Consider the following 26,999-nt stretch of genomic DNA (forward strand, 5'->3'; position numbering starts at 1 on the left):
CCGAAGATCGACGCCGGCCCGCCGCCGTCACCCGATCGGCTGCAGCGGCACCCGCCAGATCTCCTGGGCATATTCGGTGATCGCCCGGTCCGACGAGAACCAGCCCATCCGCGCGGTGTTGAGCAGGCTCGCCTTCCACCAGACCTCCTTGTCGCGCCAGAGCCGGTAGATGTCGCGCTGGCGGGCATAGTAGCTGTCGAAATCGGCGGTCACCATGAAGTAGTCGTGGAAACGCAGGCTGTCGACGAGCCCCCGGTAGCGGCCCGGCTCGTCGGGCGAGAACACGCCGGACGCCATGGCGTCGAGGATCTCCGGCAGGCGCGGCGACGCCGCGATGACCGTCGTCGCATCGATGCCGCGCCGCCGCCGGGCCTCGACCTCCTCGGCGGTCAGGCCGAAGATGAAGATGTTCTCCGGCCCGACATGCTCGCGGATCTCGACATTGGCGCCGTCGAGCGTGCCGATGGTCAGCGCGCCGTTGAGGGCGAACTTCATGTTGCCGGTGCCCGACGCCTCCATGCCGGCGGTCGAGATCTGTTCGGACACGTCGGCGGCCGGGATGATCGCCTCGGCGAGGCTGACATTGTAGTTCGGCAGGAAGGCGACCTTGAGCAGGCCGCGCACGGTCGGGTCGGAATTGACCACCTTGGCCACGTCGTTGGCGAGCTTGATGATCAGCTTGGCCTGATGGTAGCTGGCCGCCGCCTTGCCGGCGAAGATCTTGACCCGCGGGATCCAGTCGCGCGTCGGCTGGGAGCGGATCTCCTCATAGACCGCGATGGTCTCCAGGATGTTGAGGAGCTGGCGCTTGTATTCGTGGATGCGCTTGATCTGCACGTCGAACAGCGCGTCCGGATCGACCTTGACGCCGAGCTGCTCGGCGATGATCCGGCCGAGATGGATCTTGTTGGCCCGGCGCACGGCGGCGACCCGGCGCTGGAAGGCCCGGTCGTCGGCGACCTTCTCGAGCGCCTTCAGGTCCGCCGTCCGGTCGACGACGCCGGGGCCGCAGGCCTCCTGGATCAGCCGGGTCAGCCCCGGATTGGCCTGATAGAGCCAGCGGCGGAAGGTGATGCCGTTGGTCTTGTTGACGATCCGGCCCGGATAGGCGCCGTTCAGGTCGCGGAACACCGTGACCCGCATCAGGTCGGTATGCAGCGCCGAGACGCCGTTGATCTTGTGCGAGCCGACGAAGGCGAGATGGCCCATGCGCACGCGCCGGCCGCTATGCTCGTCGATCAGCGACAGCGCGCGCACCATCTCGTCGCTCACTTCGCCGGACTTGCGCAGCCGGTCGAGATGCAGCGCGTTGATCAGATAGATGATCTGCATGTGCCGCGGCAGCATCCGCTCCATCAGCGGCACCGCCCAGGTCTCCAGCGCCTCCGGCAGCAGGGTGTGGTTGGTGTAGGAGAAGACGCCGGTCGTGATCGTCCAGGCCGCCTCCCATTCGAGATGATGGATGTCGACCAGGAGCCGCATCATCTCGGCGATGGCGATCGCCGGATGGGTGTCGTTGAGCTGGATCGCGACCCGCTCGGGCAGCGTCTCGATGGCGTCGTGCTGGCGCAGATGCCGGTCGATCAGATCCTGCATCGAGGCCGAGACGAAGAAATATTCCTGGCGCAGGCGCAGTTCCTGGCCGGCCGGCGTGGCGTCGCTCGGATAGAGGATCTTCGAGATCGCCTCGGCGCGCACCTGTGCGGTCAGGGCACCGACATGGTCGCCGCGGTTGAAGGCGTCGAGCCGGAGCGGATCCGGCGCGCGCGCCGACCAGAGCCGGAGCGTGTTGACGTGCCGGCCGCGCCAGCCGGGCACCGGCGTGTCGTAGGCAACCGCCTCGATGGTCTCGCCCGGATGCCAGACATGGCGGAAGGTACCGTCGGGGCGCGCCATCGCCTCGACATGACCGCCGAAGCCGATCGAATAGTCGATCTCCGGCCGCGGGAATTCCCACGGATTGCCGAAGGACAGCCAGTCCTCGGGATATTCGAGCTGCCAGCCGTCCTTGATCCGCTGCCGGAACAGGCCGTGATCGTAGCGGATGCCGTAGCCATGCGCGGCGATCGACAGGGTCGCCATGGAATCCATGAAACAGGCCGCGAGCCGGCCGAGGCCGCCATTGCCGAGCGCGGCGTCCGGCTCCACCTCGCGCATCCGGTCGAGATCGACGCCGAGTTCGGCCAGCGCCACCCGGACGGGATCGGTCAGTTGCAGGTTGTTGAGCGCGTCGAACAGCAGGCGTCCGATCAGGAATTCCAGGCTCAGGTAATAGACGCGCTTGGTATGATGGGCCCAGATCCGGTCGCGCGTTTCGGTCCAGCGGTCGACGATGCGGTCGCGCACCGCCAGCGCGGTGGCGACGAACCAGTCGCGGTCGCTGGCATTCTCGGCATGCTTGCCGATGAAATAGGTCAGCTTGTCGAGGATCGCCGCCCGGAGTTCGGCCACCTCGCTCGCCGCACCGCTGCCGTCCTGGTAGGTCCCTGCCTGGACCGCCGCCCCGGAGCCAACGCCCGCTTCCTGCATATCGACCACGCGCGTCTCCTGCATCGTCCGTCCGGGATCGATCGCCCCGCCCACGGGAACGATCATCCGCGCCCATTGAAGACCTCGGCGCGTGACGGTTCAAGCGCGCCGCTGACGCAATTGCGGGCGATCGAGGCTCATGGGACGGGCAAAACAAGCCGTTCCGGCCGCAAACAAAACGGCACGGCAGCGCGCGGCTGCCGTGCCATTCCGAGAAAAATCGAAGATCAGGCTTGGATTGTCAGCGGACCCGCTCGACGCAGGTGGTCGCACCATAGGCATCCTGAACGCATTCGCGCTCGATCACCCTGGGGGCCTCCGGCTGGACCACGACGGTCCCGGAGCCGGTCGCACCGGCGGCGCCGCCGATCGTCGCACCCGCCACGCCGCCGACCACGGCGCCGACCGGGCCGCCGATCACCGCGCCGGTCACCGCACCGGTGGCGGCACCGGCCGCGGCGCCGGCCGCCTCGTCGGCGGAGGCCAGGCCCGGAACCGCCAGGATCGCCGCACAGGACAACAGAGCCATCACAGTCTTACGCATCCTTAAGTCCTCCATATCGTTGAACTGCCGATACAACGTCCATCGGCGCCGTCGGTTCCGGAGGGAGTTCGGATCATGATCCGCAGATTCGAACGCTATCGACGGAGGCTCCCTGCCCGTCAAAACCCGACTCATCGACAGATATCCAAAAGGCCTGCCCCCGTATGGTCATTCTTGTCTTTAATAGTCTTCGCGCACGCGAACGCACGTGGCCGATGATCAGGACGCGAGGTCGCATCCTGTGCCGGTAAACCTGACCGCGGCCGTGGAACCGATGGCATGTTCGCGTGTTGTCAGGGATAGGGTGGCTGCCCTCAAAAGGAGCAAACAGACATGCGCAATCTCATTCTCGCCGCGGCCGCATTCGGCGGTCTTCTCGCCGCGACGCCGGCTTCGGCCTTGCCGATGGTCAATCCGCTCGGTTCGGACGCCGGCGCCAGCCGCGCCGAATCCGTGGCGCTCTACTGCAGCCGGCGCGGCGATTGCGTGCGTGTGAAAAAGCCCGGCTACTATTTCCGCGGTCCGGTCGTGCGCAGCTGCGGCCCCGGCTGGCGCTGGAACGGCTACAACTGCGTGCGCAACAAGGTCGTCATCCGCGGCGGCGGCGTGAAGGTGAAGATCAAGCCCTGACGGCTCGCCTCGAATCTGCCGGCAAGGCGCCCCTTCGCGGGCGCCTTGCTTTTGTCCGGGCTCCGGATGGGCGGCCCCGCCCTGCCGTCGCACCGCGACCGTCCGGTTGACGACGACGACCCCGGACCGATTCCGGACGCGCCCTCCCGACGGACCGACCCCAGCCCCATATCACCGTCAGCCCGCCGCCGATGCGCAACGTCTGCAGGACCGGACACTCGAACGGAGCGAACCGATGCATGCGATGTCCACCGCCGATGCCCTGCCGGATGCCGGCGAAAGCGCGCCGGTCCCGTCGGACACCGGGGCGCGCCGGGTCGCCATGATCGTCAACCGCCAGGCCGGCACGGTGCGGAGCTGGGACGAGGCGGCTCTGACGGCGCGGCTGCGTGCGGCGGCGGACCGGCTCGGACATCTCGCCGAACTCGTGCTGGCCGATCCGGCGGACCTGCACGATCACATGGAGCGGGCCTTCGCGGATCCGGCGATCGATCTCGTCGTGATTGGCGGCGGCGACGGCACCGCCTCGTCGGCGGCCGCGGCGGCGATCCGGCACGGCAAGCCGATCTGCGTGCTGCCGCTCGGCACCTTCAACCTGTTTGCGCGGCTGAGCGGGTTTCCGCCCGATCTCGAGGCGGCGCTGGCGCGCCTCGGCGACGGTGAACTGGTCAGCATCGACGCCGGCCGGATCGGCGAGCGCTGGTTCGTGCATCACGTCTCGATCGGCGCCCATCCGCGCGTCATCCGCCTGCGCGAGGAGGCCGGCTACACCAACCGGCGCGGCAAGATGCTCGCCGGCATCCGCGCCTGGGCGCATGCCATCCTGGATCCGCCGAAGCTGAACCTCTCGATCGGTGCCGACGAGACCACGCTGCGCGGCGCCTTCGCCAGCGTGCTGGTCACCGTCAACGAACTGGCCGAGCAGCCCGCCATGGCGCCACTGCCGCGCGACCCGCTCGGCGGGCGGCTCGCCGTCTATGCGACGCGCACCATGTCGCCGGGCCGGCTGATCCTGTTCACCCTGATGGCGCTGGCCGGACGCTGGCGCTCCAACCCCTTCGCGGCCTTCGCCAAGGCCCGGCGCGTCGCGATCCGGTCGACCCGGCCGTCGCTGCATCTGGCCATGGACGGCGAGCAGGTCGAGATGACCGTGCCGTTCCATGTCGAACTGGTGCCGGCCGCCCTGACCGTCCTGCGCCTGCCGGCGGCCTGACCGGTCATGCCAACGGCCCAGGATGCTGACGCATCGGGCCGTTGACGTAACGCGAATTTCTCATAGGCGTCAGCGGCATGAGAAATCCGCGTCTCGAATACCGACGATCATTCCATGACCGTCGGTATCAGGTCTGCAGCCCGCCGGCGCCGTCCACGGCGAGCGTCACGGCGAGACGGGCATAGTCCTCCCGGCTGACCGGGCCGCCGGGGCGGAACCACAGATAATGCCAATTGAGCATGCCGAACAGGCTCATGGTCACCGGCTTCAGAAGCGCGCCGCCCGCGAGCGCCGGCACCGCCGCCGCGATCGCGGCCGCAAAGTATCCGACCAGCCGGCGCTCCAGATCGCGCAGCTCGTCCTGCTGCTCGGGCGGCAGCTTCTTCAGCTCGTTGATCTGGATCTTGTGCTCGGCGTCGGCATCCCGGTAGGCGTCGAGCAGCGCCGAGGCGAGCCGGACCAGCCGTTCGCGCGGCGCCTCGTCATGGCCGTTGGCGCCTTCGACGGCCGCGACCAGCTCGTCGAGATGCAGGCGGATGATGTCGTAGAGCAGCACGTCCTTGGAGACGTAGTAGTGATAGACCAGCGCCTTGGACACGCCGCAGGCCTTGGCCACCTCGGCCATCGACGAGCGGTCGTAGCCGCCGTCGGCAAAAAGCCGCGCCGCGGCCTTCAGGATGGCGCGGCGCTTGTCGTCGTGGTCGACCGCCCGGGGTCTTGCCATGGATCCGCTATTCCTTCGGGCGGCGATCGACGACACGCCGGGCCTTGCCGGCCGAACGTTCGACCGTACCGGGCGAGCCGACCAGGATCTTGGCGCTGACGCCGATCACGCTCTTGATGTGATGCCTCAGTTCCGAGGCCGACGCGGCCCGTTCGGCCTCCTCGGCATGGTCGGGCGCGGCCTCGCAGTGGACCGTCATCTCGTCCATCCGGCCCTCGCGCGTCAACTCCACGAAATAATGCGCCGAGAGGCCGGCGCATTTCAGGATCTGCTCCTCGATCTGGGTCGGGAAGACGTTGACCCCGCGCACGATCATCATGTCGTCGGAGCGCCCGGTGACCTTCTCCATGCGCCGCATCGAGCGCGCCGTGCCGGGCAGGAGCCGGGTCAGGTCGCGGGTCCGGTAGCGGATGACCGGCATGGCCTCCTTGGTCAGCGAGGTAAAGACCAGTTCGCCGCTGGCCCCGTCCTCGACCGGCAGGCCGGTCGCCGGGTCGACGATCTCGGGAAAGAAGTGATCCTCCCAGATGTGCAGGCCGTCCTTGGTCTCGACGCATTCGTTGGCGACGCCCGGACCCATCACCTCCGACAGGCCGTAGATGTCGACCGCGTGCATGTCGAAGGCCTGCTCGATCTCCTCGCGCATGGCATTGGTCCACGGCTCGGCGCCGAAGATGCCGACCTTCAGCGAGGAGGCGCGCGGGTCGAGCCCCTTGGCGCGGTATTCGTCCAGGATCGCCAGCATGTAGCTGGGCGTGACCATGATGATGTCGGGTTCGAAGTCCTGGATCAGCTGGACCTGGCGCTCGGTCATGCCGCCAGAGACCGGGATCACCGTGCAGCCGAGCTTCTCGGCGCCGTAATGGGCGCCGAGGCCGCCGGTGAACAGGCCGTAGCCGTAGGAGACATGCACCTTCATGCCGGCCCGACCGCCGGAAGCGCGGATCGAGCGGGCGACCACCTGCGACCAGGTGTCGATGTCGCGCGCCGTATAGCCGACCACGGTCGGCTTGCCGGTGGTGCCCGACGAGGCATGCACGCGGGCGACCTTCTCGCGCGGCACGGCGAACATGCCGAAGGGATAGTTCTCGCGCAGATCCGCCTTGGTGGTGAACGGGAACTTGGCGATGTCCTCGAGCCGGCGGAAGTCGTCCGGATGCACCCCGTGGGCATCGAACTTGCGCCGGTAGTGCGCCACATTCTCGTAGGCGTGGCGCAGCGTCCAGGCCATGCGCTCGGTCTGCAGAGCCACGATCTCGTCGCGCGAGGCGATCTCGATCGGATCGAGGATGTCGCGGCGCGGCACGATGTCCGTATACATGGGTCCCCTCCCTCGCCGGGCGCCGCAGTCCGGCGCCTCGTTGTCGTTGCGTCTGATGGTGCGGCCGTCGCGCGGGCCGGTCGGGCCGGGGCGCAGACGGCCCGAATATCCGGGTCCGTGCGGGTCCTTGCCGCCCCGACCGGGACGGTCGCAGATGGGCCGGTCGGGCCCGGTCGGTCAGGCCCCGCCGGTCAGGTTCGGGCGGTCAGGTTCGGGCGGTCAGGCCCGGGCCGGGCCGTCGACCTGGTCGGGCAGGAACACGCCCTTGATGGTGCGCGAGTTGCCGCGGAATTCGGCCAGCACGGTGCCGTCCTGGCGGCTGACCGTCACGTCGTAGATGCCGGACCGTCCCGAGCGGCTGCGTTCGACCGCGCGCGCCGTCAGCCGGTCGCCGAGCCGGCCCGGCGCCACATAGGCGATCTGGCAGCCGGCCGCGACGGTGTTGGCGTTGTAGGTGTTGCACGCGAAGGCGAAGGCGGAATCGGCCAGCGTGAAGATGTAGCCGCCGTGGCAGAGGCCGTGGCCGTTGACCATCGCCTCGGTGACGGTCATCGACAGCACGGACCGGCCGGGGCCGACCTCGTCGATGACCATGCCGAGGCCGCGGCTGGCCTTGTCCTCGGCCCACATCAGGTCGGCGCAGGCCCGGGCCAAGGCCTCGGGAGAGAGCTTCTCGGCCATGGTTCAGCTCCGCTCTGAGAAGCGGGCGGGACGCTTCTCCATGAAGGCGGCGACGCCCTCCTGGTAGTCGTCCGAGCGGCCGAGCGCGGCCTGCGCGTCGCGCTCCCAGTCGAGCTGGGCGGAGAGCGTGCCGGTCTCGGCCAGGTCGAGGCCTTCGCGCAGCCGGACCAGGGCGCCGGTCGGCATGGCGGCGAGCCGGGTCGCCAGCGCCTCGGCCTCCGCGGCCAGCTGGGCGTCGTCGACCGCCTTCCAGATCATCCCCCAGGCTTCCGCCGTCTCCGCCGAGACCGGCTCGGCGAGCGCCGCCAGCGCATAGGCGCGGGCCCGGCCGACCAGGCGCGGCAGGGTCCAGGTGCCGCCCGAATCCGGGATCAGCCCGATCTTCGAGAAGGCCTGGATGAAGCGTGCCGACTTCGCGGCCAGCACCAGATCGCAGGCGAAGGCGATGTTGGCGCCCGCCCCCGCGGCGACGCCGTTGACCGCCGCGATCACCGGCACCGGCATGCTGCGCAGCCGGCGGATCAGCGGGTTGTAGAAGCGTTCGATCGTCTCGGAGAGGTCCGGCGGCGGCGCGCCGGGCGCGCGGGCGCGGTCGGACAGGTCCTGCCCGGCCGAGAAGCCGCGTCCCGCACCGGTCAGGATGACGGCCCGGACGCTGCGATCCTCGGCGGCCGCATCGAGTGCCGCCTTCAGGGCGACATGCTGGTCGGCGTTGAAGCTGTTCAGCTTGTCGGGGCGGTTGAGGGTCAGGCGGCGCCAGCCGGCACCGTCCTCGATCCGCACCACCGCGTCGGCGGGCGTGTCCGTCATGGCATCTCCTCGTGTCCGGCTCTTTTCGATCAGATTTCACTTGACTGACTGGCCGGTCGGTTAATTAATAGGCGCAAGGTTGACCGGCTGTCAACGACAGGATCGAGAACCGGACGGCACCGTTTCGCACGATTGTTGCGGCAACGGCGACCGGAACCGGTTTCGGCGGGAGGATACCATGAGCGCATTCTTCGCGGCCCATCAGGGCCTGCTCGAGGCTGCCGTGCAGGCGGCGCGCACGCGCGGCTACTGGAGCGCCTATCCGGAGACGCCGTCGGGCAAGATCTACGGCGAGACCGCCAAGGCGGACGGCGAGGCCGCCTTCAAGGCCCTGATCGGCCAGCCCTTCCCGCTCGACCAGCAAGCCACGACCCGCGTCGGCCGCGAGACCTCGCCCTACGGCTTCGACCTCGCCATCAGCTACCCGTCCGCGCCGGTCGCGAGCCTGGTCGCCGCCGCCGAGAAAGCCGGCGCCGCCTGGGCGCGGGCCGGCGTCGAGGACCGCGTCGGCGTGGCGCTCGAAATCCTCGCCCGGCTCAACCGGGAGAGCTTCCTGATCGCCAACATGGTGCAGCACACCTCCGGCCAGGCCTTCATGATGGCCTTCCAGGCCGGCGGCCCGCACGCGCAGGACCGCGGCCTGGAGGCGGTCGCCTACGCGTATGACGAGATGGCGAAGATCCCCGGCGCGGTGACCTGGACCAAGCCGGCCGGCAAGGTCAACCTGGTGCTCGACAAGCAGTTCCGCATCGTGCCGCGCGGCGTCGCGCTGGTCATCGGCTGCGCCACCTTCCCGACCTGGAACAGCTATCCGGGCCTGTTCGCCTCGCTGGTCACCGGCAACCCGGTCATCGTCAAGCCGCATCCGGGCGCCATCCTGCCGCTCGCCGAGACGGTCCGCGTCGCCCGCGCGGTGCTCGCCGAGGCCGGCTTCCCGGCCGACGTGGTCCAGCTCGCCGCCGACGAGGCCGACGCGCCGATCACCAAGGATCTGGTGCTGCATCCGTCCGTGAAGATCATCGACTTCACCGGCTCTCCGGCCTTCGGCGCCTGGGTGCGCGCCCATGCCGAGGGCAAGCAGGTCTATACCGAGGAGGCCGGCGTCAATTCGATCGTGATCGACGCCACCGACGACTTCCGCGGCATGACCGGCAACATCGCCTTCTCGCTGTCGCTCTATACCGGCCAGATGTGCACCGCCCCGCAGAACATCTTCGTGCCGCGCGCCGGCATCGAGACGCCGGACGGCCACAAGAGCTTCGAGGCGGTCGCCGAGGGCATCAAAATTTCGGTCGACCGGCTGCTCGGCGATCCCGAGCGCGCCGCCGCCGTGCTCGGCGCGGTGCAGTCCGAGGCGACGCTCGCCCGGGTCGACGCCGCCGCAAAGGGCCGGGTCATCCGCGCCGCCGAACGGATCGCGCTGCCGGGCTACGACGGCGCGCGCGCCGTCACGCCGCTGATCCTGGCCGCCGACGCCGCCGACACGGCCGACTACACGGTCGAGTGCTTCGGCCCGGTCGCCTATGTGATCGCGACCGATTCGACCGCGGACTCGCTCGCCCGCGCCGCCGGCACGGCCCGCGAGAAGGGCGCCATCACGGCCAGCCTCTACGCGACCGACCCGGCCGTGATCGATGCCGCCGCCGACGCCTTCGCGGCCGCCGGCGTGGCGCTGTCGGTCAATCTGACCGGTCAGGTCTTCGTCAACCAGTCGGCCGCCTTCTCGGACTACCATGTCTCCGGCGCCAATCCGGCCGGCAATGCCAGCCTGACCGATACCGCCTTCGTGGCTAGCCGCTTCCGCGTCGCCACCGTGCGCCGTCAGTCGGCGGCCTGACCCCGCGCGCGTCCCGCGATCGTGCGGGACGCGGCCTTTGCAGCGGCTCGACGGTCGCGCCGGGAGGGCGGGGCTGGACCGGGCCGACCGGCCGGCACACAGTGTTGAAAAGCCGGAACGGCGAAAAACAGAAACTGGGAGGAAAACCATGACCTGTCACAGTGCTCTGAAATCCCTGCTCGGCGGCGCGACGCTGGCGCTCGCGCTGGCCGCCCCGGCGCTCGCGCAGGAGACGATCAAGATCGGCGCCGTGCTGTCGGCGACCGGCCCGGCCTCCTTCCTGGGCGATCCGGAAGAGAAGACGCTGAAGCTCTATGTCGACCGCCTCAACGCGGCCGGCGGCGTCGGCGGACGCAAGATCCAGCTCGTCACCTATGACGACGGCGGCGACGCCAACAAGGCCAAGACCTTCGCCCAGCGCCTGGTCGAGGAGGACAAGGTCGTCGCCATGGTGGGCGGCTCGACCACCGGCACCACGATGGCGATGATCCCGGTCTTCGAGGATGCCGAAGTGCCGTTCATCTCGCTCGCCGGCGCGATCGAGATCGTCGAGCCGGTGCGCAAGTTCGTCTTCAAGACGCCGCATACCGACAAGATGGCCTGCGAGAAGATCTTCGACGACCTGAAGAAGCGCAGCCTCGCCAAGATCGGCCTCGTCTCCGGGACCGGCGGCTTCGGCGCCTCGATGCGCAAGCAGTGCCTCGCCGTGGCGGCGAAATACGGCGTCGAGATCGTCGCCGACGAGACCTACGGCCCGAAGGACACCGACGTCACCCCGCAGCTGACCAAGATCAAGGGGACGGCCGGCCTGCAGGCGGTGGTCAATGCCGATTTCGGCCAGGGCCCGGCCATCGTGACGCGCAACTACCGCCAGCTCGGCATCACCCTGCCCTTCTACCAGAGCCACGGCGTCGCCTCGAAGCAGTTCATCGATCTGGCCGGCGAGGCCGCCAACGGCGTCCGCCTGCCGGCCTCCGCGCTGCTGGTCGCCGACAAGCTGCCCGACAGCGATCCGCAGAAGAAGACCGTGGTCGACTACAAGACGACCTTCGAGGAGAACACCAAGCAGCCGGTCTCGACCTTCGGCGGCCATGCCTATGACGGCCTGATGATGGTGGTCGATGCGGTCAAGCGGACCAATTCGACCGAGCCGAAGAAGCTGCGCGACGCCATCGAGGCGACCAAGGGCCTGATGGGCACGGCCGGCGCGATCACCATGACGCCGACCGACCATATGGGCCTCGACCTGACCGCCTTCCGCATGCTGGAAATCAAGAACGGCGAGTGGACGCTCGCCAACTGAGCCCCCGGCCGGGGCGGCCCGCCCGCCCCGGCCCGCTCCGCCCGCCGACAAGGGGCATCCCGCGCCGGACACCATGCCTCGGGGCATCGTTCCGCCCCGCGCCGCGGCGGTCGCCTCGCGCCCGGCCCATCGCACACGGACCGCAGGGCCGGCCGACGCGAGACCGCGCGGCCTGCATCGCTGCCGAAGACCATCCCCCGCGACCGCCACCCGGAACCGCCATGGCCGAACTGCTGCAGTTCATCTTCTCCGGCCTGACCGTCGGCGCCGTCTATGCGCTGGTCGCGCTCGGCTTCACGATCATCTACAACGCCTCCGACGTGGTGAACTTCGCGCAGGGCGAATTCGTCATGCTCGGCGGCATGGCGACCGTGTTCCTCGCCGCCGCCGGCCTGCCGCTGCCGCTCGCCGCGATCGCGGCGGTGGTCATCACGGTCGCGGTCGGCCTCGGGCTCTATCTCTTCGCCATCAAGCCGGCGCGCGGCGCCTCGGCGGTGACGCTGATCATCATCACCATCGGCGCCTCGATCGCGCTGCGCGGCGCCGCCCAGATCGTCTTCGACAAGCAGTTCCACCGCCTGCCCTCCTTCTCCGGCGACGATCCGATCCACATCCTCGGCGCGACCATCCTGCCGCAGAGCCTGTGGGTGATCGGCGGGGCCGGCGTCATCCTGGCCGCGCTGTGGTGGTTCTTCCGCGTCACGCTGACCGGCAAGGCCGTGCTCGCCACCGCCGCCAACCGGCTCGCCGCAAGCCTGGTCGGCATCGACACCCGCTTCGTCGTCGGCCTGTCCTTCGCGCTCTCCGCCGGGATCGGGGCGATCGCCGGCATCCTGGTCGCGCCGATCACGCTGACCTCCTACGAGGTCGGCACCATGCTGGCGCTGAAGGGCTTCGCCGCCGCCATGCTGGGCGGCATGGGCAATCCGATCGGCGCCGTCGCGGGCGGCCTGCTGATCGGCCTCCTGGAGGCCTTCGGCGCCGGCTATCTGTCCTCGACCTACAAGGACGCCTTCGCGTTCGTGGTCATCCTGCTCGTCCTGTTCGTGATGCCCGGCGGCCTGTTCGGCGCCCGATCGGTGGAGCGCGTCTGACCATGCCGGCTCTCCTCCGCCGCTTCCTGCCCGTCTTGATCCTGCTGGCGCTGGTCGTCGCGCTGCCGTTCCTTCTGAAATCGGCCTACCAGCTGCGGGTGGCCACGCTGGTCTTCACCGCCGGCCTGACCGCGATCGGCCTCAACATCCTGATGGGCCAGGCCGGACAGGTCAGCCTCGGCCATGCCGGCTTCGGCGGCATCGGCGCCTATGCGGTGGCGATCCTGCCGACCCACTACGGCGTCCACCCGCTCGCCGCCTTCCTGATCGGCGTGACCGCGGCCGGCCTCGTCGCCTTCGTGGTCGGCCGCCCGATCCTGCGCCTGCGCGGCCACTATCTCGCCGTCGCAACGCTCGGCATGGGCATCCTGATCGCCATGGTGATCCAGAACCAGCAGGCCCTGACCGGCGGGCCGGACGGCATGCAGGTGCCGCGCATGGAGCTGTTCGGCTGGCGGGTGCGTGGTGCGGAGACCTGGTACTGGATCTGCGGCGCATTCCTGATCGCCGGCGCCGTCCTGGCCGTCAACCTGATCGACAGCCCGACCGGACGGGCGCTGCGCGCGGTGCACGATTCCGAGGTCGCCGCCCGCGTGCTCGGCATCGACGTGGCCCGCGCCAAGCTGACCGCCTTCACCATCTCGGCCGTCTATGCGGCGACCGGCGGCGCGCTGCTCGCCTTCGTCAATGCCTTCGTGACCCCGGACATCGCCGGCTTCCTGCATTCGGTCGAATTGGTCACCATGGTGGTGCTGGGCGGCCTCGGCTCGGTCGTCGGCGCGGTCGTCGGCGCCGCCATCCTGGTCGTGCTGCCGCAAGTGCTGACCGTGTTCCACGAATACGAGCATCTCGCCATCGGCCTGATCATGATCGGCGTCATGATCTTCATGCGCGCCGGCGTGGTGCCGACCCTGATCGGGCTTGTCCGCGGGAGGTCCGCATGAGCACCGTGCCGATCCTCGAACTCGACGGCATCTCGATCGCCTTCGGCGGCCTGAAGGCGCTGTCGAATGTCTGCTTCCGGGTCGAGAAGGGCGAGATCTTCTCGGTCATCGGCCCGAACGGCGCCGGCAAGACCACGCTCTTCAACATCGTCTCGGGCGTCTACCGGCCGCAGTCGGGGTCCGTGAAGCTCGCCGGCACGACGGTCACCGGCGAACCGCCGAACCGGCTCGCCGCCCGCGGCCTGTCGCGCAGCTTCCAGAACCTGCAGATCTTCGCCCGCATGAGCGCGGCCGAGAATGTCATGGTCGGGCGCCACCTCAAGGAGAGCCGCAACGTGGCGGCGCATCTCCTCGGGCTCGGCGGGCGCGACAACCGGGCGAGCCGGGCGCGCGCGATGGAGCTCCTCGCCCTGATCGGGCTCGAAGGCGAGGCCGACACGCCGGCCGGCGCGCTGCCCTACGGCGCCGCCAAGCGCCTGGAGATCGCCCGCGCGCTCGCCACCGAACCCTCGCTCCTGCTGCTCGACGAACCGGCCGCCGGCTGCAACCCGGTCGAAACCGGCGAGATCGAAGAGGTCATCCGCAGGATCGCCGCCATGGGCGTCACCGTCGTCCTGGTCGAGCACGACATGAAGCTGGTCATGCGCATCTCCGACCGCATCCATGTGCTGAACTATGGCGAGACGCTTGCGGAAGGGCGGCCGCAGGACATCCGTACCCACCCGAAGGTGGTCGAGGCCTATCTCGGCCGCCACGGCGCCCGGGAGGCGGCCCATGCCTGAGACGCCCACGCGTGAGACGCCCATGCCCGAGACGCCCATGCAAGAGACGCTCTTGGAGGTCGCCGACCTCGCCTCCGCCTATGGCCGCGTCAAGGCGCTGAAGGGCGTCTCGGTGACGGTCAATGCCGGCGAGATCGTCAGCCTGGTCGGCGGCAATGGGGCCGGCAAGACCACGCTGCTGCGCGCCATCTCGGGCGTCCAGCCGGTCATCGGCGGCAGCGTGCGCTTCCTCGGCGAGGATGTCACCCGGCTCGCCCCGCATGCCCGCGTGGACCGCGGCATCGCGCAGGTGCCGGAGGGCCGCCAGATCTTCGCACCGCTGTCGATCGAGGACAATTTGCGCCTCGGCGCCTACCGGCGCCGCGACGACGCGATCGCCGCCGACATGGAAGCCGTCTACGAACTCTTCCCCATGCTCAAGGCGCGCCGCGCGACGCCGGCCGGCGGCCTCTCCGGCGGACAGCAGCAGATGCTGGCGATGGGCCGCGCCCTGATGAGCCGGCCGAAGCTCCTGCTGCTCGACGAACCGTCGATGGGGCTGGCGCCGATCCTGGTCGATCAGATCTTCGAGATCATCGCCTCGCTCAAGCAGCGCGGCGTCACTGTATTTCTGGTCGAACAGAATGCCGCCGCCGCCTTGTCGATCGCCGACCGAGGTTACGTGATCGAAACCGGTAAAATTGCACATGAAGGCGAGGCCGCAAGTCTGCTGGCCGACGACCGGGTGCGGGCCGCCTACCTGGGAATATAGCGGCCATCCGGCGATGCTTTGCGCGATCGGATTCGTCAGTGAGACTGACGTTTCGCAGAATGCCTGCGGATAAATCTTGACTTCGCTTTCGTTCGAGCCTATCTGTCGAGTGCAATCAGATTGCGGCCCGGTATTGGCCCTCGACGCGTTGAGCGTCTCGGACGTCACGCCTTCCAAAAATCTCGGTTGTTGCGCACCGCGCGGGCACGAGCGTCCGCGTGGGCGTCGATCTTATGTCTAGAAGGAATGGTCCAATGGCGACCGGAAAAGTGAAGTGGTTCAACGCGCAGAAGGGCTATGGATTCATCCAGCCCGACGACGGCGGCAAGGACGTGTTCGTCCATATCAGCGCTGTCGAGCGCGCCGGCATCTATGAGCTCGCGGAAGGTCAGCCGATCTCCTACGAGGTTCTCACCGATCGCCGCACCGGCAAGTCCTCTGCCGGCAATCTGGTCGTCAAGCAGTCGGCCTGACAAGAGCCACTCAAAGCCGGTTTTCGGCGCCAGGATTCGGACGGATGATCTCATCCGATCCAGCCTGACCGCCGCTCTCCGGTGAGACGGTTCGGCGCGCGGGCCTCTCGCGCGCCGCTTGGTTCGGTGCAGCATATCCCCGAGATGGGGACGGACCCCACGGGGACTGGCTGCCACCGGGCCGCGACGGCCGATCCTCCTTCAGGATACGGCGCACGGGTCGCCTCCTCCGCGTGCAGGCCGCAGCCGGGAGCCTTTGCCCCCAAGCCACGCCGCCCTGCACCATCCGGATCGGAGGCGCCGCCTCAGCAAGTGGACTTTGCCGGCCGGTTCGGCCGCCCTGCCCCGCTTGCGGCAAACTTGCCGTCGCGATTTTTCATCGCTCCATTCATGTGAAGAACACGAAATCCGTTCACGTGGATGGAAGGGTGCCGCCCCCGGGAGATTCCCGCCGGCGCCCGGTCCCCGGGGCTCCCGACTCGTGCGGAGCCGACCGACGCGGACCCGTCCCCGTCACCCGTCCGGCCTGGAGCCGGACCCCAAGAAAGTCATGTCCGCTTGACCCAGTTCTCCGCTCTCGGCCTGGCCGCGCCGCTTCTCAAGGCGCTCGCCGCCGAAGGCTACGACACCCCGACTCCGATTCAGGCCCAGGCCATCCCGCGCGTGCTCGAAGGCCGCGACGTGGTCGGCGCCGCCCAGACCGGCACCGGCAAGACGGCCGCCTTCTCGCTGCCGATCCTGCAGCGCCTCGCCGCCACCCCGAAGGCGCCGGTGCCGCGCACCATCCGCGTCCTCATCCTGGCGCCGACGCGCGAGCTCGCCTCCCAGATCGAGGAGAGCATCCGCGCCTATGGCCGCTTCCTCAAGATCACCTCGGCGACCGCCTTCGGCGGCGTGCCGATCGGCCGCCAGCGCCGGGCCCTGTCCGGCGGCCTCGACATCCTGGTCGCCACCCCCGGCCGCCTGCTCGACCTCGTCGACGGCGGCGACCTGAAGCTCGGCGCCGTCGAGGTTCTGGTCCTCGACGAAGCCGACCGGATGCTCGATCTCGGCTTCATCCACGCCCTGCGCCGGATCGCCTCGCTGGTCCCGGCCAAGCGCCAGAGCCTGTTCTTCTCGGCCACCATGCCGAAGCCGATCCGCGAACTGGCGGCCCGCTTCCTGCACGATCCGGTCGAAGTCGCCGTCGCCCCGGTCGCCACGGCGGCCGAGACGGTCGACCAGGCGGTGATCATGACGCGCGGCGAGCGCAAGCCGGCGCTGCTCGCGCATGTCTTGAGCAATCTCGACGACCGCGCGATCGTCTTCACCCGCACCAAGCACGGCGCCGACAAGGTCGTCCGCCTGCTCGAGCGCGCCGGCATCCCGTCGGCGGCGATCCATGGCAACAAGAGCCAGCCGCAGCGCGAGCGGGCGCTCGCCGCCTTCCGCGACGGCTCCACGCCGGTGCTGATCGCGACCGACATCGCCGCCCGCGGCATCGACGTGGACGGCGTCGGGCTGGTCGTCAACTACGACCTGCCCAACATCGCCGAAAGCTACGTGCACCGCATCGGCCGCACCGGCCGTGCCGGCGCCACGGGCCGGGCGATCGCCTTCTGCACCTCCGAGGAGACCGAATTCCTCGCCGACATCGAGAAGCTGATGCGCCGCAAGGTGCCGCGGCGCGACGAGCCGGACGAGATCGTCTATGCGGCCCCCTCCGCGCCCCTTCCGCCCCTGCAGCGGCCTGAGCCGCAGGGCGACGCCCGCCGCAACGGCGGACGCGGCCGTCAGGGCCCCGGTCGCGGCGACGCCGCGCGCGGCGCCCATGGCCGCGGCGACGGCCGCCGGGACGAGCAGACGCCCCGCGCCGATGGCCCGCGCAGCGACAAGCCGCGGACCCGGTCCGGCGCAGGCGGCGAGATGACCCGCGACGCGCGCCCGGCTCGCGACGCCCGTCCGCCGCGTGCCGAGGCCGATCGCCGGTCCGGCGAACCGGTCCGTCACGGCGAAGGCCGCGACGCGCGCAAGCCCGCCGGTCATGCGCCGCGCGGCGAGAACCGCCCGCGCAGCGAGTCCCGTCCGCGCAGCGAGAACCGTCAGGGCCGCGGCGGCAGCTTCGGCGACCTCGTCCGCAGCATCGGCACCGACGGCCGCTGAGGATCGAACGCGACGGATGGGTCCCCGTCCGTCGCGTGTCCTGCGGATCGCGCATGCGGTGATGGTCCGGGCCCGGTCCGACCGGTGCGACCCGCACGGGTCAGGTCCGAGCGATCCGCGACCGCCCGCCACAACGCCATCGACGACCAAAGCCGGTGCTCCCCCAGGGTGCGCCGGCTTTTCCTTTTGGATTGCGGTTTGGGGGCGCGTTTGCGGGGCCGGTCGCCGGCAGGACGGGATCATACCAACGTCCCAGGATGCTGACGCATCGGGCCGTTGAAGTAACGCGAATTTCTCATAGGCGTCAGAGGCATGAGAAATCCGCGTATCGAATACCGACGATCATTCCATGACCGTCGGTATCAGCCTTCGCGGCTGCTGCGGGCATTGGCGGCGGCGGCGAGATCCGGGCTGAGGGCGGCCAGCCGGGCCGCGAGGCGATGCTGCAGGGCGCGCACGACCTCCGGATATTCTTCGAGCACGCGGCGAAAGGTCTGGCGGCGGATTTCGATCACCGTGCTCGGCCCGGCGGCGATCGCGCTGGCCGGCCGCTCCGCCTCGATCACCAGGGCGACCTCGCCGATCAGGGCGCCGGGCGGGGCCGAGGCGACCAGGCGGGTGCCGCGCTTCAGGTCGATCCGTCCGGACACCACGACGAAGCTGCTGTCGGCGCGGTCGCCCTGCAGGAACAGGGTGGTGCGGTCGCCGAGATAGCGGGCCTCGGCGCTGAAGGCGAGCAACTTCAAGGGCTCCGACGGAAGGTCGGCAAACAGGGGCACGCGCCGCAGGACTTCGATGTCTCGCTCGAGTGTCATTCGACGCGGCTTCTCAACCCATCACGCTTCCGTCCGGCCCGGTTGCGCCGAATCATGGCACCACGCACTGCCGGAGCCTGCCGGCAAGGTCGTGTGGGTATAATCGAAAAAGCGTCCGGGCGGGGGCGAAATTCACGGGACGAGCTTGTAACCCCCGGATTCCGTCACCAGCAGTTCCGCATTGGACGGATCGCGCTCGATCTTCTGGCGCAGCCGATAGATGTGGGTTTCCAGCGTGTGGGTGGTGACGCCGGAATTGTAGCCCCAGACCTCGTGCAGCAGCACGTCGCGCGACACCGAGCGTTCGCCGGTCCGGTAGAGATACTTCAGGATCGCGGTCTCCTTCTCGGTCAGCCGGACCTTGGAACCGCGCTCGTCGAGCAGCAGCTTGGCGGCGGGGCGGAAGGTGTAGCGGCCGATCGTGAAGGTCGCGTCCTCGGTCTGCTCGTGCTGGCGCATGTGGGCGCGCAGGCGCGCGAGCAGCACGGCGAACTTGAACGGCTTGGCGACATAGTCGTTGGCGCCGGCCTCCAGGCCGAGCACCGTGTCCGAATCGGTGTCGTGCCCGGTCAGCATGATGATCGGCGCCTTGAACCCGTTCTTGCGCAGGAGCCGGACGGCTTCACGCCCGTCCATGTCCGGCAGGCCGACATCCATGATCAAGAGATCGACATGTTCGGTGCGCGCCAGCTGCACGCCCTTGGCGGCCGTATCGGCTTGCTGCGTCTCGAATTCCTCGTAGAGAGACAACTGCTCGACGAGACCTTCGCGAAGATCGGTATCGTCGTCGCAGATGAGAATCTTGCGCGCCGCCATGGACAGCTATCCTCGTACGCGGAATCGACAGTGGGTCCGGCGCGAAGAATTCGGCCAGACGGTGGGGGTGACAAAAAACCATCGTTCGGTGTCGAGTTCAAGGCACGCCGTCCCGCCATGGTTTCGCACCGCGCTCACGCCTGCGCGAGACCGGCGTGAGGCGGACGGCCGCCGGATCGCCGGGCCTTGCCGCGGTCCGGACGGCCGGTCATCCTTGTGCGTCGTCCACCCTGGGGCTTCGCCGCGCCCGTCGCGGGCAGCCCCCCCTTTCGAGCCCGCAGCCACCGGCGCGCGCCGTTCGCCCCCGCCGCTTCGAACCCGGTCCCGTCCGTCCATGCCGCAGCGCCGCTCCTCCACCGGTCCCTCGCCCGTCGCCAGCCCATCGCCCGCCCGCCTATCGCCCGACCGCCCACCCCCTGCCCGCCTCGTCGTCCAGGTCCGGCCCGGCCGCCCGACCGAGGGCCTGATCCGGCTGGGCGCGCTCGCCGTGCCGTGCCGGCTCGGCCGCACCGGCATCACCCGCTTCAAGCGCGAGGGCGACGGCGCGACTCCGGTCGCCGCCATGCGGGTGCTCGCGGTGCTGTACCGCGCCGACCGCATCGCGCGCCCGGCGACGCGCCTGCCGGTCAGCGCGCTGCGCCGCGACGACGGCTGGTGCGACGCGCCCGGCGACGGCCGCTACAACCGCCCCGTCCGGCTGCCCTTCGCCCCGTCCCACGAGGCGCTGTGGCGCGACGATTCCGTCTATGACGTTGTCGTCGTGCTCGACTGGAACGTCACCCGCCGCAGCCAAATGCGCGGCAGCGCGATCTTCTTCCACCTGACCCGCCCGGACCCCGCCCCGACGGCCGGCTGCGTCGCCGTCACCCTGCCCGCCATGCGCCGCCTACTCGCCCGCTTGCGTCCCGGTGCCGTGCTGGCGGTCAGGGGATGACACACTGGCGGTCAGGGGATGACGCGCGGGCGGTGATCAGGCGATGAACTGCGGCGGGACGTGGTCGGCGAGCCAGACCTTGTCGTGGCCGGCATAGAAGGCATGGCCGGCGGCTGCGGCCTCGCCGGCGGCGACGGTCAGGATCACGGGCGTGTCGGCCTTGCGCCGGCCGACCTCGGCGGCGGTCGCCCGGTCGGTCGAGAGATGGACATACTGGCGGCCCATCGGCCGGAGCCCGTCGGTGCGGATCGCCGCCGCCGCCTCGGGTGACGTGCCGTGGAACAGGATCGCGGGCGGCGCCGCTGCGATGCGTTCCAGTCGCTGCGGCAGCGAATGGCCGTAGATGGCGCGGATGCGGCCGTGCTCGATCGCGAAGCGGGTCTTGGACGCCGTCGCCAGCATGGTGTCGAGATCGGCGGGGACGAGATCGCGCCAGTCCGGCCGCTCGCGCTTCAGGCCTGCGATCAGGTCCGCGACCGCGACCGCGCCGGTCTCGTCCAGTTCCAGCTCGTAGAGCCAGGGCTCGTGGCGCAGCGCATGGGCGACGCTCCGGCTGAGGGCCTTGGTGTCCACCGATGATCCTCCCGGGATGGCGCCCCAGCCATGGTACCGCCATCGCGTCTCATACCATTCCCTGAGCGACTGAAAAACCGCCGCCCACGCGACGGGCGCCCTCACCGTTCGATGCGGGCGATCACCGGGACATGGTCGGAGGGGCGATCCCAGCCGCGCGCGGCGCGCAGCACCTCGATTGCGGCGACGCGCGGGGCGACGGCCGGGCAGGCCCAGACATGGTCCAGGCGGCGGCCCTTGTCGGCGGCGGACCAGTCGGCCGAGCGGTAGCTCCACCACGTATAGAGCTTCTGCGGGACGGGGATGTGGCTGCGCATCGCGTCGACCCAGCCGCCGCCGGTGCGGATCGCCTCCAGGGCGGCGGTCTCGACCGGGGTATGGCTGACCACGCCGAGAAGCTGCTTGTGCGACCAGACATCGTGCTCGAGCGGCGCGATGTTGAGATCGCCGACCACGATCGAGGCCCGGCCGGCCGGCGCCTTGCCGATCCATGCGGCCATCTCGTCGAGGAACTGGAGCTTGTGGGCGAATTTCTCGTTGAGGGTCGCGTCCGGCTCGTCGCCGCCGGCGGGAACATAGAGATTGTGGATCTCGACGCCGTCGCCGCCGTCGTCGACGGTCACCGCGATGTGGCGCGCGTCGCCCTTGTCGCAGAAGCCGCGCCGGTCGATCGCCGCGAACGGCAGGCGCGAGAGCACCGCGACGCCGTGATAGCCCTTCTGGCCGTTGATCGCCTGATGGACGTAGCCGAGCTTGCGGAAGACCGATGCCGGGAAATTCGCCTCCGGGCACTTGATCTCCTGCAGGCAGAGCACGTCCGGCGCGCGCTCCGCCGCCAGCCTTTCGACCAGGTCGGTGCGGATGCGGACGGAATTGATGTTCCAGGTGGCGAGGGTGAAGGAACGGGCCATGCAGGATCTCGGATCGGCGCCACGGGGCTGACGGCCACGCGCGGCCGGTCGCATCAGGGTTTGACCGGAACCTAGACCATCCCGCAGCCCGAGGAAATCGCCGGCCGCGCGGGAAACCGCGCGCATGCACCGGCATCTCGCCGACAGCCCCGTGCCGGATCCCCGTGCCGGGTTCCCCGGGCCGGATCCCCGACCGCCGGCGGCGCCGGCGTGGTCGCGGCCGATAAAGAAAGCGCTCCGTCCCGGGGGGAGACGGAGCGCTCGCGCGGCCTTGCGGACGCGCCCGATCGGGAGGGAACACCGATCGCGGCGGATCGCCCTCGGTGCGACGGGGGACACGACCGAAGAATGGGCGACCGCCTGTGAGCGTCAATGTGGCGTGCGGCCTGGCCATTTCAAGATTACAGAAAGCTGACAGCCGCCCTCAAGGCGGCGGATCCGCCTCAAATCGATGTGATGACCGCCGGCGCTGCGCCCGGCCCGCCGAATTCCGCGCGCAGGGCGGCGATCTCGGCGGCCAGGATGGCCGCGTCGCCGAGCCCTGCCGCCAGCACGATGGCCCCCTGCCAGCGCGCCAACGCCGCGCGCGCGGCCGCCTCGGCATCGGCCCGCCCGGCCTCGGCGAGCCGGGCGGCCAGCCCGGCGATCATGATGCGGAACACGTGCGCGGGCCCGCCGGTCTCCGCGTCGGCCGGGAAGTCCCGCGTCGCCCGGGCGATCGGACAGCCGCGCGCCACCCGCGAGGCGACCGTGTCGGCGATGAGGTCGAAGAAGGCGGCGATGCGCCGGGCCGGATCGCCGCCGCGCCGGTCGATCTCGGCCAGCGTCCCGGCCGCCTCGGCCACGAACAGCGCCGTCACGGCGCGGGCGAGATCGGCCTTGGTCGGGAAATGATAGAAGACGTTGCCGGGCGGCACGCCGGCCGACGTGGCGATGGCGGCGAGCGTCGCGGTCTCGTAGCCCACCGCCCAGAACTGGTCGGCGGCCGCATGGACCAGCCTTTCGCGCGTCTGCCGCCTCGCCGCCATGGACAGCCTCCCCGACACCCTGCCCGTGCCGCCAGCATAGCGCCATCCGCGCGCCACGGAAGCCGGCGCAGCCGAAGCCGGCCCGGCCGGCTCGGCCGGGCCAGCGTCCGGGGGTTTCCGCTGAGGCCGGTCCGCAACCATCGCCTCCGCGCCGACGACCTGCTAAGAACCGAATGGGTCGGTGCGGATCAGGCAAGAGCGGCTCCGACGCATGTCGGGACGGAATGGCTTCGGCAGATGCGGATACGCTACAAGGTCGCCCTGGTCGGCGGCATCCCGATTACGATCGCGGCCGCGATCGCGCTGGTCGCCTGGCTTCTGCTCGACGAGGCGGAGCAGGCGCGGCGCGGCGCCGTGCTGGCCAGCGCCGCGACCCGCGACCTCGCCGCGGTCTCGATCGCGCGCGACGACTTCATCCGCGTGCAGGCGCAGGACCGCACGCGCGGCGCGGAACGCTTCGTCGAATTCGCCGGCCGCGCGCGGGCGCGCCTGGAGGATCTGAAGGGCCCGTCTGAGGGCGAGTTCCTGCCGGTGGTGGTCGAGGTGCGCCGGGCGCTCGAGCTCTACAGCCGCGAGATGGAGGAGTTGAGCCTGGTCACCCGGCGCAACGACCATCTGGTCCAGGAGATGAACGCCCGTGCGGCCGCCCTGATCGCGCTGACCGACACGGCGCGCGCGCGCCAGCATGCCTCGAACGCCGACATCGTCACCTCGATCACCGAGGGCGACCGGCGGCTGCGCATCGCGCGCGACATCGTCGACAAGGCCCAGGAACTGCGCGCCGCGATCCTGGCGATCCGGCTCGAAGCCCATGCGGGCGGGCCGACCCCGACCGGCATCGCGCGGGCGAATGCGGCGGCGGAGGATGTCGAGACCCTGCTGCGCACCTCCGACAAGGTCGACGAGGCCGACGAGCTGCGCGCCATGATCCCGGCCGCGGCGGTCGGGGGCAGCGACGCAACCGCGCTGACCGACTGGATCGAACGCCTGATCAAGGTCAACGCCACCGACCAGCGCTCGCTGCACGAGGAGATCACCCAGCTCCTGACCTATTCGGTGCAGGCCTCCGAGACCGAGCAGGCGACCCAGACCATCGCGATCCAGACCCTGAAGCTCGGCCGGCGCACCGTCGACGCGCTGGCTGCCCGCGATGTCGAGACCGTGGCGGCGATCCTGGCGGAAAGCGCGAGCCTCGGCACCACCGTGTCGAGCCTGCCGATCTCACCGCTGATCCAGACCGAAATGATCGATTCCATCGATCAGTGGCGCCAGCGCCTGACCACCACCCGCGACGGGCTGCAGGAGCAGAACCGCATCCTGGCGCGCATGGACGCGACCGCGGCGGACATGACCCGCCATGCCGACACGCTCAACGAGCGCTTCGCCGCCAATGCCGAGCGCATCGACGGCTTCGTCCGCACCATGCTGCTGATCGGCACCGGGCTCGGCCTGCTGCTCGGCTCGATCACCGCCTGGATCGTGGCGCTGTCGATCACCGGCCCGCTGATGCGGCTGCGCGACGACATGCGCGCGCTCGCCGCCGATCCCTCGCGCGGCCGGGTCACCGGCGCGGACCGCAACGACGAGCTCGGCGCCATGGCGCGGGCGGCGAATTTCTTCGTCGCCGAGCTTGGCCGGCGCGAGCGCGACCTGATCGGCGCCAAGGAGCGGGCCGACGCGGCGCTGGCGGAATTGAAGGAGACCCAGACCAACCTGATCCAGGCCGAGAAGCTCGCCTCGCTCGGCCAGCTGGTCGCCGGCGTGGCGCATGAGATCAACACGCCGGTCGGCATCGCGCTGACCACGTCGACGGCGCTCGACGGCGAGGTCAAGCGGCTGAAGGAGGGGGCGGAGACCGGGCGTCTGCTGCGCTCCGACCTGACCCGCGCGGTCGAGCGGCTGACCGAGGGCTCGCGCCTGCTGTTCGCCAATCTCTACCGGGCGGCCGAACTGGTGCACAGCTTCAAGCAGGTCGCCGCCGACCAGGCCAGCGGCGAGCGGCGCGCCTTCGAGATGCAGGAATGGCTGAAGGAGGTGCTGACCAGCCTGTCGCCGGTGCTGCGCAAATCCGGCCACCAGATCCGGATCGACTGTCCGGACGGGCTGGTGCTCGACAGCTATCCGGGCAGCCTGGCCCAGGTGGTCACCAACCTGATCACCAATGCGCGCGATCACGCCTTCCGGGACGGCCGCTCCGGCGTGCTGTCGATCGTGGTCACCGACCCGAAGCCCGGCTGGGTGCGCATCGAGTTCTCCGACGACGGCAGCGGCATCGCGGCCGAGCATCTGCCGAAGGTGTTCGACCCCTTCTACACGACCGGCCGCGACCGCGGCCGCACCGGCCTCGGCCTGCATATCGTGCACAACATCGTCACGGTCACGCTGCAGGGGCAGATCCAGATCTTCTCCAAGCCCGGCGAGGGCACCCGCTTCGTCATCGACATCCCGGCGACCCTCGGCGGCCCCGAGGCGCTGCGCCAATCCGCATGACCCGTCCCGCTCCCTTCGCTCCGGAGGCCCTCCGATGATCCTCGCCCGCACGCCACGCGCTCTCATCCTGGCCGCTCCCCTCCTGGCCGCCGCCGCCCTGGCGACGCCGCTGCCCGCCGCCGCCAAGACGCTGGTCTACTGCTCGGAGGGCAATCCGGAGGCGCTCAACCCGCAGCTCGTTACCACCACCACCGGGGTCACGGCCGGCAAGCCGATGTTCAACTCGCTGGTCGAGTTCGAGCCGGGCGGCACCCGCATCCTGCCGGGACTGGCCGAATCCTGGACCATCTCGCAGGACGGTCGGGTCTATACCTTCCGGCTGCGCGAGGGCGTGAAGTTCCATTCCAACGCCGTCTTCACCCCGTCGCGGACCATGAACGCCGACGACGTGGTCTTCTCGCTGATGCGGCAGTGGAAGGAGGATCACCCCTACCACAAGGTCTCGGGCGGCAATTACGACTACTTCAAGGACCTGGCCATGTCCGAGCTTCTCGACGCCATCGAGAAGCGCGACGCGCGCACCGTGGTGATCCGCCTGAAGCGGCCGAACGCGCCGTTCCTGGCCAATCTGGCGATGTCGTTCAATGTCGTGCATTCGGCCGAATATGCCGACCTGCTGCTCCGCCAGGGCCATCCCGAACAGCTCGATCTGGAGCCGATCGGCACCGGGCCGTTCTCGTTCGTCTCCTACCAGAAGGACGTCGCGATCCGCTATCGCGTGTTCCCGGACTATTGGGGCGGGCGCATGCCGCTCGACACGCTGGTCTTCTCCATCACGCCCAATCCGGCGGTGCGGCTGACCAAGCTGAAGGCCGGCGAATGCCACGTCATGGCCTTCCCGAACCCGGCCGACATCCGGCGCATCGAGGCCGATCCGGCCTTGCGGCTGCTCAGACTGGAAGGGCTGAACATCGGCTACATGTCGCTCAACGTCACGCGGGCGCCGTTCGACGACCTGCGCGTCCGGCGTGCCGTCAACATGGCGATCGACAAGCAGACCATCGTGGCCGCCGTCTATGGCGGCGCCGGCACGCCGGCCAAGAACCCGATCCCGCCGACGCTCTGGTCCTACAACGACGACGTGAAGGACTATCCCTACGACCCGGCCGCCGCCCGCAAGCTGCTCGCCGAGGCGGGGCTGGCGCAGGGCTTCGAGACCGAACTCTGGTACATGCCGGTCAGCCGCCCCTACAATCCGAACGGCAAGCGCATCGCCGAACTGATCCAGACCGATCTCGCCAAGGTCGGCATCCGGCTGAAGCTGGTCACCGACGAATGGAGTTCCTACCGCGCCCGCCTGCAGGCCGGCGAGGCGCCGATGGCCCTGTTCGGCTGGACCGGCGACAACGGCGACCCGGACAATTTCCTCGACACCATGCTCGGCTGCACGGCCGCGCGCGCCGGTGGCAACAATGTCGCCAAGTGGTGCAATGCCGATTTCGACCAGCTGATCACCCGCGCCAAGGAAACCGCGATCCAGACCGAGCGCGAGCGCTACTATCGCGAGGCCCAGGTCATCGCCAAGGCCGACGCGCCCTGGGTGCCGATCGCCCATTCGGTCGTCTACATGGCGACCCGCAAGGAGGTGACCGGCTTCCGCATGGACCCGCTCGGCCGCTATCCCTTCGACGGCGTCGATCTGGAGCCCTAGCAG

24 protein-coding genes are annotated in these 26,999 nt (G+C 69.7%); 13 read left to right on the forward strand and 11 right to left on the reverse strand.

Translation table 11 applies throughout. The features are described from left to right. Positions 1 to 27: 27 nt before the first annotated feature. Together ABB55_RS12155 and ABB55_RS12160 are read right to left on the reverse strand one after the other, a co-directional pair. Complete coding sequence (locus tag ABB55_RS12155; RefSeq protein ID WP_054362018.1) at positions 28 to 2,529, reverse strand: glycogen/starch/alpha-glucan phosphorylase; 2,502 nt, start codon at positions 2,527 to 2,529, stop codon at positions 28 to 30. A gap of 241 nt (positions 2,530 to 2,770) precedes the next feature. Further along, the gene (locus tag ABB55_RS12160; protein ID WP_140941741.1) at positions 2,771 to 3,073 is read right to left on the reverse strand and encodes a hypothetical protein; all 303 of its coding nucleotides are present in this window, start codon (positions 3,071 to 3,073) and stop codon (positions 2,771 to 2,773) included. Between the two features lie 333 nt (positions 3,074 to 3,406). Between ABB55_RS12160 and ABB55_RS12165 the strand changes: the two genes are divergently transcribed. Both ABB55_RS12165 and ABB55_RS12170 read left to right on the forward strand, forming a co-directional pair. Beyond that, positions 3,407 to 3,703, forward strand: a complete 297-nt coding sequence (locus ABB55_RS12165) for a hypothetical protein (protein WP_054359038.1) — start codon at positions 3,407 to 3,409, stop codon at positions 3,701 to 3,703. A 235-nt stretch (positions 3,704 to 3,938) separates the two neighbouring features. Then, positions 3,939 to 4,916, forward strand: coding sequence for a diacylglycerol/lipid kinase family protein (locus ABB55_RS12170; RefSeq protein ID WP_054359039.1), 978 nt, complete (start codon positions 3,939 to 3,941; stop codon positions 4,914 to 4,916). Between the two features lie 127 nt (positions 4,917 to 5,043). On the opposite strand, the gene ABB55_RS12175 is transcribed toward ABB55_RS12170, so the two are convergent. The 4 genes from ABB55_RS12175 to paaG all read right to left on the reverse strand — a co-directional run bounded on the left by ABB55_RS12175 (position 5,044) and on the right by paaG (position 8,452). Next, on the reverse strand, positions 5,044 to 5,640 hold the full coding sequence (locus tag ABB55_RS12175) for a TetR/AcrR family transcriptional regulator (RefSeq protein WP_054359040.1): 597 nt from the start codon (positions 5,638 to 5,640) through the stop codon (positions 5,044 to 5,046). Between the two features lie 7 nt (positions 5,641 to 5,647). Beyond that, entirely contained in the window at positions 5,648 to 6,961 is a 1,314-nt protein-coding gene (gene paaK / locus ABB55_RS12180; protein WP_054359041.1) for a phenylacetate--CoA ligase PaaK, read from the reverse strand. Positions 6,962 to 7,180: 219 nt separating this feature from the next. Beyond that, positions 7,181 to 7,642: a hydroxyphenylacetyl-CoA thioesterase PaaI gene (gene paaI / locus ABB55_RS12185; protein ID WP_054359042.1), complete on the reverse strand. Its 462-nt coding sequence runs from the start codon at positions 7,640 to 7,642 to the stop codon at positions 7,181 to 7,183. Positions 7,643 to 7,645: 3 nt separating this feature from the next. Continuing rightward, complete coding sequence (paaG, locus tag ABB55_RS12190; RefSeq protein ID WP_054359043.1) at positions 7,646 to 8,452, reverse strand: 2-(1,2-epoxy-1,2-dihydrophenyl)acetyl-CoA isomerase PaaG; 807 nt, start codon at positions 8,450 to 8,452, stop codon at positions 7,646 to 7,648. Between the two features lie 178 nt (positions 8,453 to 8,630). Between paaG and paaN the strand changes: the two genes are divergently transcribed. The 8 genes from paaN (at position 8,631) to ABB55_RS12230 (ending at position 17,778) form a co-directional block, all read left to right on the forward strand. Then, a complete protein-coding gene (gene paaN, locus ABB55_RS12195; protein WP_054359044.1) occupies positions 8,631 to 10,289 on the forward strand; it encodes a phenylacetic acid degradation protein PaaN in 1,659 nt (552 codons plus the stop codon). Between the two features lie 148 nt (positions 10,290 to 10,437). After that, positions 10,438 to 11,592, forward strand: a complete 1,155-nt coding sequence (locus ABB55_RS12200; RefSeq protein ID WP_054359045.1) for an ABC transporter substrate-binding protein — start codon at positions 10,438 to 10,440, stop codon at positions 11,590 to 11,592. 221 nt (positions 11,593 to 11,813) lie between these two features. Beyond that, a complete protein-coding gene (locus ABB55_RS12205) occupies positions 11,814 to 12,686 on the forward strand; it encodes a branched-chain amino acid ABC transporter permease (RefSeq protein WP_054359046.1) in 873 nt (290 codons plus the stop codon). 2 nt (positions 12,687 to 12,688) lie between these two features. Next, positions 12,689 to 13,630 carry a branched-chain amino acid ABC transporter permease gene (locus ABB55_RS12210; protein ID WP_054359047.1) on the forward strand — a complete coding sequence of 314 codons (942 nt, stop codon included), beginning with the start codon at positions 12,689 to 12,691 and terminating at the stop codon, positions 13,628 to 13,630. A gap of 5 nt (positions 13,631 to 13,635) precedes the next feature. Beyond that, entirely contained in the window at positions 13,636 to 14,412 is a 777-nt protein-coding gene (locus tag ABB55_RS12215) for an ABC transporter ATP-binding protein (RefSeq protein WP_152982254.1), read from the forward strand. A gap of 37 nt (positions 14,413 to 14,449) precedes the next feature. Next, positions 14,450 to 15,163 carry an ABC transporter ATP-binding protein gene (locus tag ABB55_RS12220; protein ID WP_054359049.1) on the forward strand — a complete coding sequence of 238 codons (714 nt, stop codon included), beginning with the start codon at positions 14,450 to 14,452 and terminating at the stop codon, positions 15,161 to 15,163. Between the two features lie 254 nt (positions 15,164 to 15,417). Beyond that, the gene (locus tag ABB55_RS12225) at positions 15,418 to 15,636 is read left to right on the forward strand and encodes a cold-shock protein (protein WP_054359050.1); all 219 of its coding nucleotides are present in this window, start codon (positions 15,418 to 15,420) and stop codon (positions 15,634 to 15,636) included. A 558-nt stretch (positions 15,637 to 16,194) separates the two neighbouring features. After that, positions 16,195 to 17,778, forward strand: a complete 1,584-nt coding sequence (locus ABB55_RS12230) for a DEAD/DEAH box helicase (protein ID WP_054359051.1) — start codon at positions 16,195 to 16,197, stop codon at positions 17,776 to 17,778. Positions 17,779 to 18,140: 362 nt separating this feature from the next. On the opposite strand, the gene ABB55_RS12235 is transcribed toward ABB55_RS12230, so the two are convergent. After that, on the reverse strand, positions 18,141 to 18,593 hold the full coding sequence (locus ABB55_RS12235; protein ID WP_054359052.1) for a cyclic nucleotide-binding domain-containing protein: 453 nt from the start codon (positions 18,591 to 18,593) through the stop codon (positions 18,141 to 18,143). Positions 18,594 to 18,725: 132 nt separating this feature from the next. Continuing rightward, positions 18,726 to 19,409 carry a response regulator transcription factor gene (locus tag ABB55_RS12240; RefSeq protein ID WP_054359053.1) on the reverse strand — a complete coding sequence of 228 codons (684 nt, stop codon included), beginning with the start codon at positions 19,407 to 19,409 and terminating at the stop codon, positions 18,726 to 18,728. Between the two features lie 334 nt (positions 19,410 to 19,743). Here ABB55_RS12240 and ABB55_RS12245 point away from each other — a divergent pair, with 334 nt between their 5' ends. Beyond that, positions 19,744 to 20,343, forward strand: coding sequence for a L,D-transpeptidase family protein (locus tag ABB55_RS12245; RefSeq protein ID WP_338053650.1), 600 nt, complete (start codon positions 19,744 to 19,746; stop codon positions 20,341 to 20,343). 36 nt (positions 20,344 to 20,379) lie between these two features. Here the strand turns inward: ABB55_RS12245 and ABB55_RS12250 are convergent, their stop codons facing one another. The 3 genes from ABB55_RS12250 to ABB55_RS12260 form a co-directional block, all read right to left on the reverse strand. Continuing rightward, positions 20,380 to 20,916 carry an RNA 2'-phosphotransferase gene (locus ABB55_RS12250; protein ID WP_054359054.1) on the reverse strand — a complete coding sequence of 179 codons (537 nt, stop codon included), beginning with the start codon at positions 20,914 to 20,916 and terminating at the stop codon, positions 20,380 to 20,382. A gap of 101 nt (positions 20,917 to 21,017) precedes the next feature. After that, positions 21,018 to 21,827, reverse strand: a complete 810-nt coding sequence (locus ABB55_RS12255; protein ID WP_054359055.1) for an exodeoxyribonuclease III — start codon at positions 21,825 to 21,827, stop codon at positions 21,018 to 21,020. A 443-nt stretch (positions 21,828 to 22,270) separates the two neighbouring features. Beyond that, entirely contained in the window at positions 22,271 to 22,855 is a 585-nt protein-coding gene (locus tag ABB55_RS12260) for a TetR/AcrR family transcriptional regulator (RefSeq protein ID WP_054359056.1), read from the reverse strand. Positions 22,856 to 23,092: 237 nt separating this feature from the next. Between ABB55_RS12260 and ABB55_RS12265 the strand changes: the two genes are divergently transcribed. After that, complete coding sequence (locus ABB55_RS12265) at positions 23,093 to 25,345, forward strand: ATP-binding protein (RefSeq protein ID WP_054359057.1); 2,253 nt, start codon at positions 23,093 to 23,095, stop codon at positions 25,343 to 25,345. A 34-nt stretch (positions 25,346 to 25,379) separates the two neighbouring features. Further along, a complete protein-coding gene (locus tag ABB55_RS12270; protein WP_083463567.1) occupies positions 25,380 to 26,996 on the forward strand; it encodes an ABC transporter substrate-binding protein in 1,617 nt (538 codons plus the stop codon). Positions 26,997 to 26,999: the final 3 nt, after the last annotated feature.

The sequence above is a fragment of the Prosthecodimorpha hirschii genome, assembly GCF_001305515.1.
Lineage (GTDB): Bacteria > Pseudomonadota > Alphaproteobacteria > Rhizobiales > Ancalomicrobiaceae > Prosthecodimorpha > Prosthecodimorpha hirschii.

Coding starts and splice junctions, on each gene's coding strand:
- ABB55_RS12155 (WP_054362018.1), bottom strand. CDS start 2,529: ATGCAGGAAGCGGGCGTTGGCTCCGGGGCGGCGGTCCAGGCAGGGACC.
- ABB55_RS12160 (WP_140941741.1), bottom strand. CDS start 3,073: ATGCGTAAGACTGTGATGGCTCTGTTGTCCTGTGCGGCGATCCTGGCG.
- ABB55_RS12165 (WP_054359038.1), top strand. CDS start 3,407: ATGCGCAATCTCATTCTCGCCGCGGCCGCATTCGGCGGTCTTCTCGCC.
- ABB55_RS12170 (WP_054359039.1), top strand. CDS start 3,939: ATGCATGCGATGTCCACCGCCGATGCCCTGCCGGATGCCGGCGAAAGC.
- ABB55_RS12175 (WP_054359040.1), bottom strand. CDS start 5,640: ATGGCAAGACCCCGGGCGGTCGACCACGACGACAAGCGCCGCGCCATC.
- paaK (WP_054359041.1), bottom strand. CDS start 6,961: ATGTATACGGACATCGTGCCGCGCCGCGACATCCTCGATCCGATCGAG.
- paaI (WP_054359042.1), bottom strand. CDS start 7,642: ATGGCCGAGAAGCTCTCTCCCGAGGCCTTGGCCCGGGCCTGCGCCGAC.
- paaG (WP_054359043.1), bottom strand. CDS start 8,452: ATGACGGACACGCCCGCCGACGCGGTGGTGCGGATCGAGGACGGTGCC.
- paaN (WP_054359044.1), top strand. CDS start 8,631: ATGAGCGCATTCTTCGCGGCCCATCAGGGCCTGCTCGAGGCTGCCGTG.
- ABB55_RS12200 (WP_054359045.1), top strand. CDS start 10,438: ATGACCTGTCACAGTGCTCTGAAATCCCTGCTCGGCGGCGCGACGCTG.
- ABB55_RS12205 (WP_054359046.1), top strand. CDS start 11,814: ATGGCCGAACTGCTGCAGTTCATCTTCTCCGGCCTGACCGTCGGCGCC.
- ABB55_RS12210 (WP_054359047.1), top strand. CDS start 12,689: ATGCCGGCTCTCCTCCGCCGCTTCCTGCCCGTCTTGATCCTGCTGGCG.
- ABB55_RS12220 (WP_054359049.1), top strand. CDS start 14,450: ATGCAAGAGACGCTCTTGGAGGTCGCCGACCTCGCCTCCGCCTATGGC.
- ABB55_RS12225 (WP_054359050.1), top strand. CDS start 15,418: ATGGCGACCGGAAAAGTGAAGTGGTTCAACGCGCAGAAGGGCTATGGA.
- ABB55_RS12235 (WP_054359052.1), bottom strand. CDS start 18,593: ATGACACTCGAGCGAGACATCGAAGTCCTGCGGCGCGTGCCCCTGTTT.
- ABB55_RS12240 (WP_054359053.1), bottom strand. CDS start 19,409: ATGGCGGCGCGCAAGATTCTCATCTGCGACGACGATACCGATCTTCGC.
- ABB55_RS12245 (WP_338053650.1), top strand. CDS start 19,744: ATGCCGCAGCGCCGCTCCTCCACCGGTCCCTCGCCCGTCGCCAGCCCA.
- ABB55_RS12255 (WP_054359055.1), bottom strand. CDS start 21,827: ATGGCCCGTTCCTTCACCCTCGCCACCTGGAACATCAATTCCGTCCGC.
- ABB55_RS12260 (WP_054359056.1), bottom strand. CDS start 22,855: ATGGCGGCGAGGCGGCAGACGCGCGAAAGGCTGGTCCATGCGGCCGCC.
- ABB55_RS12265 (WP_054359057.1), top strand. CDS start 23,093: ATGCGGATACGCTACAAGGTCGCCCTGGTCGGCGGCATCCCGATTACG.
- ABB55_RS12270 (WP_083463567.1), top strand. CDS start 25,380: ATGATCCTCGCCCGCACGCCACGCGCTCTCATCCTGGCCGCTCCCCTC.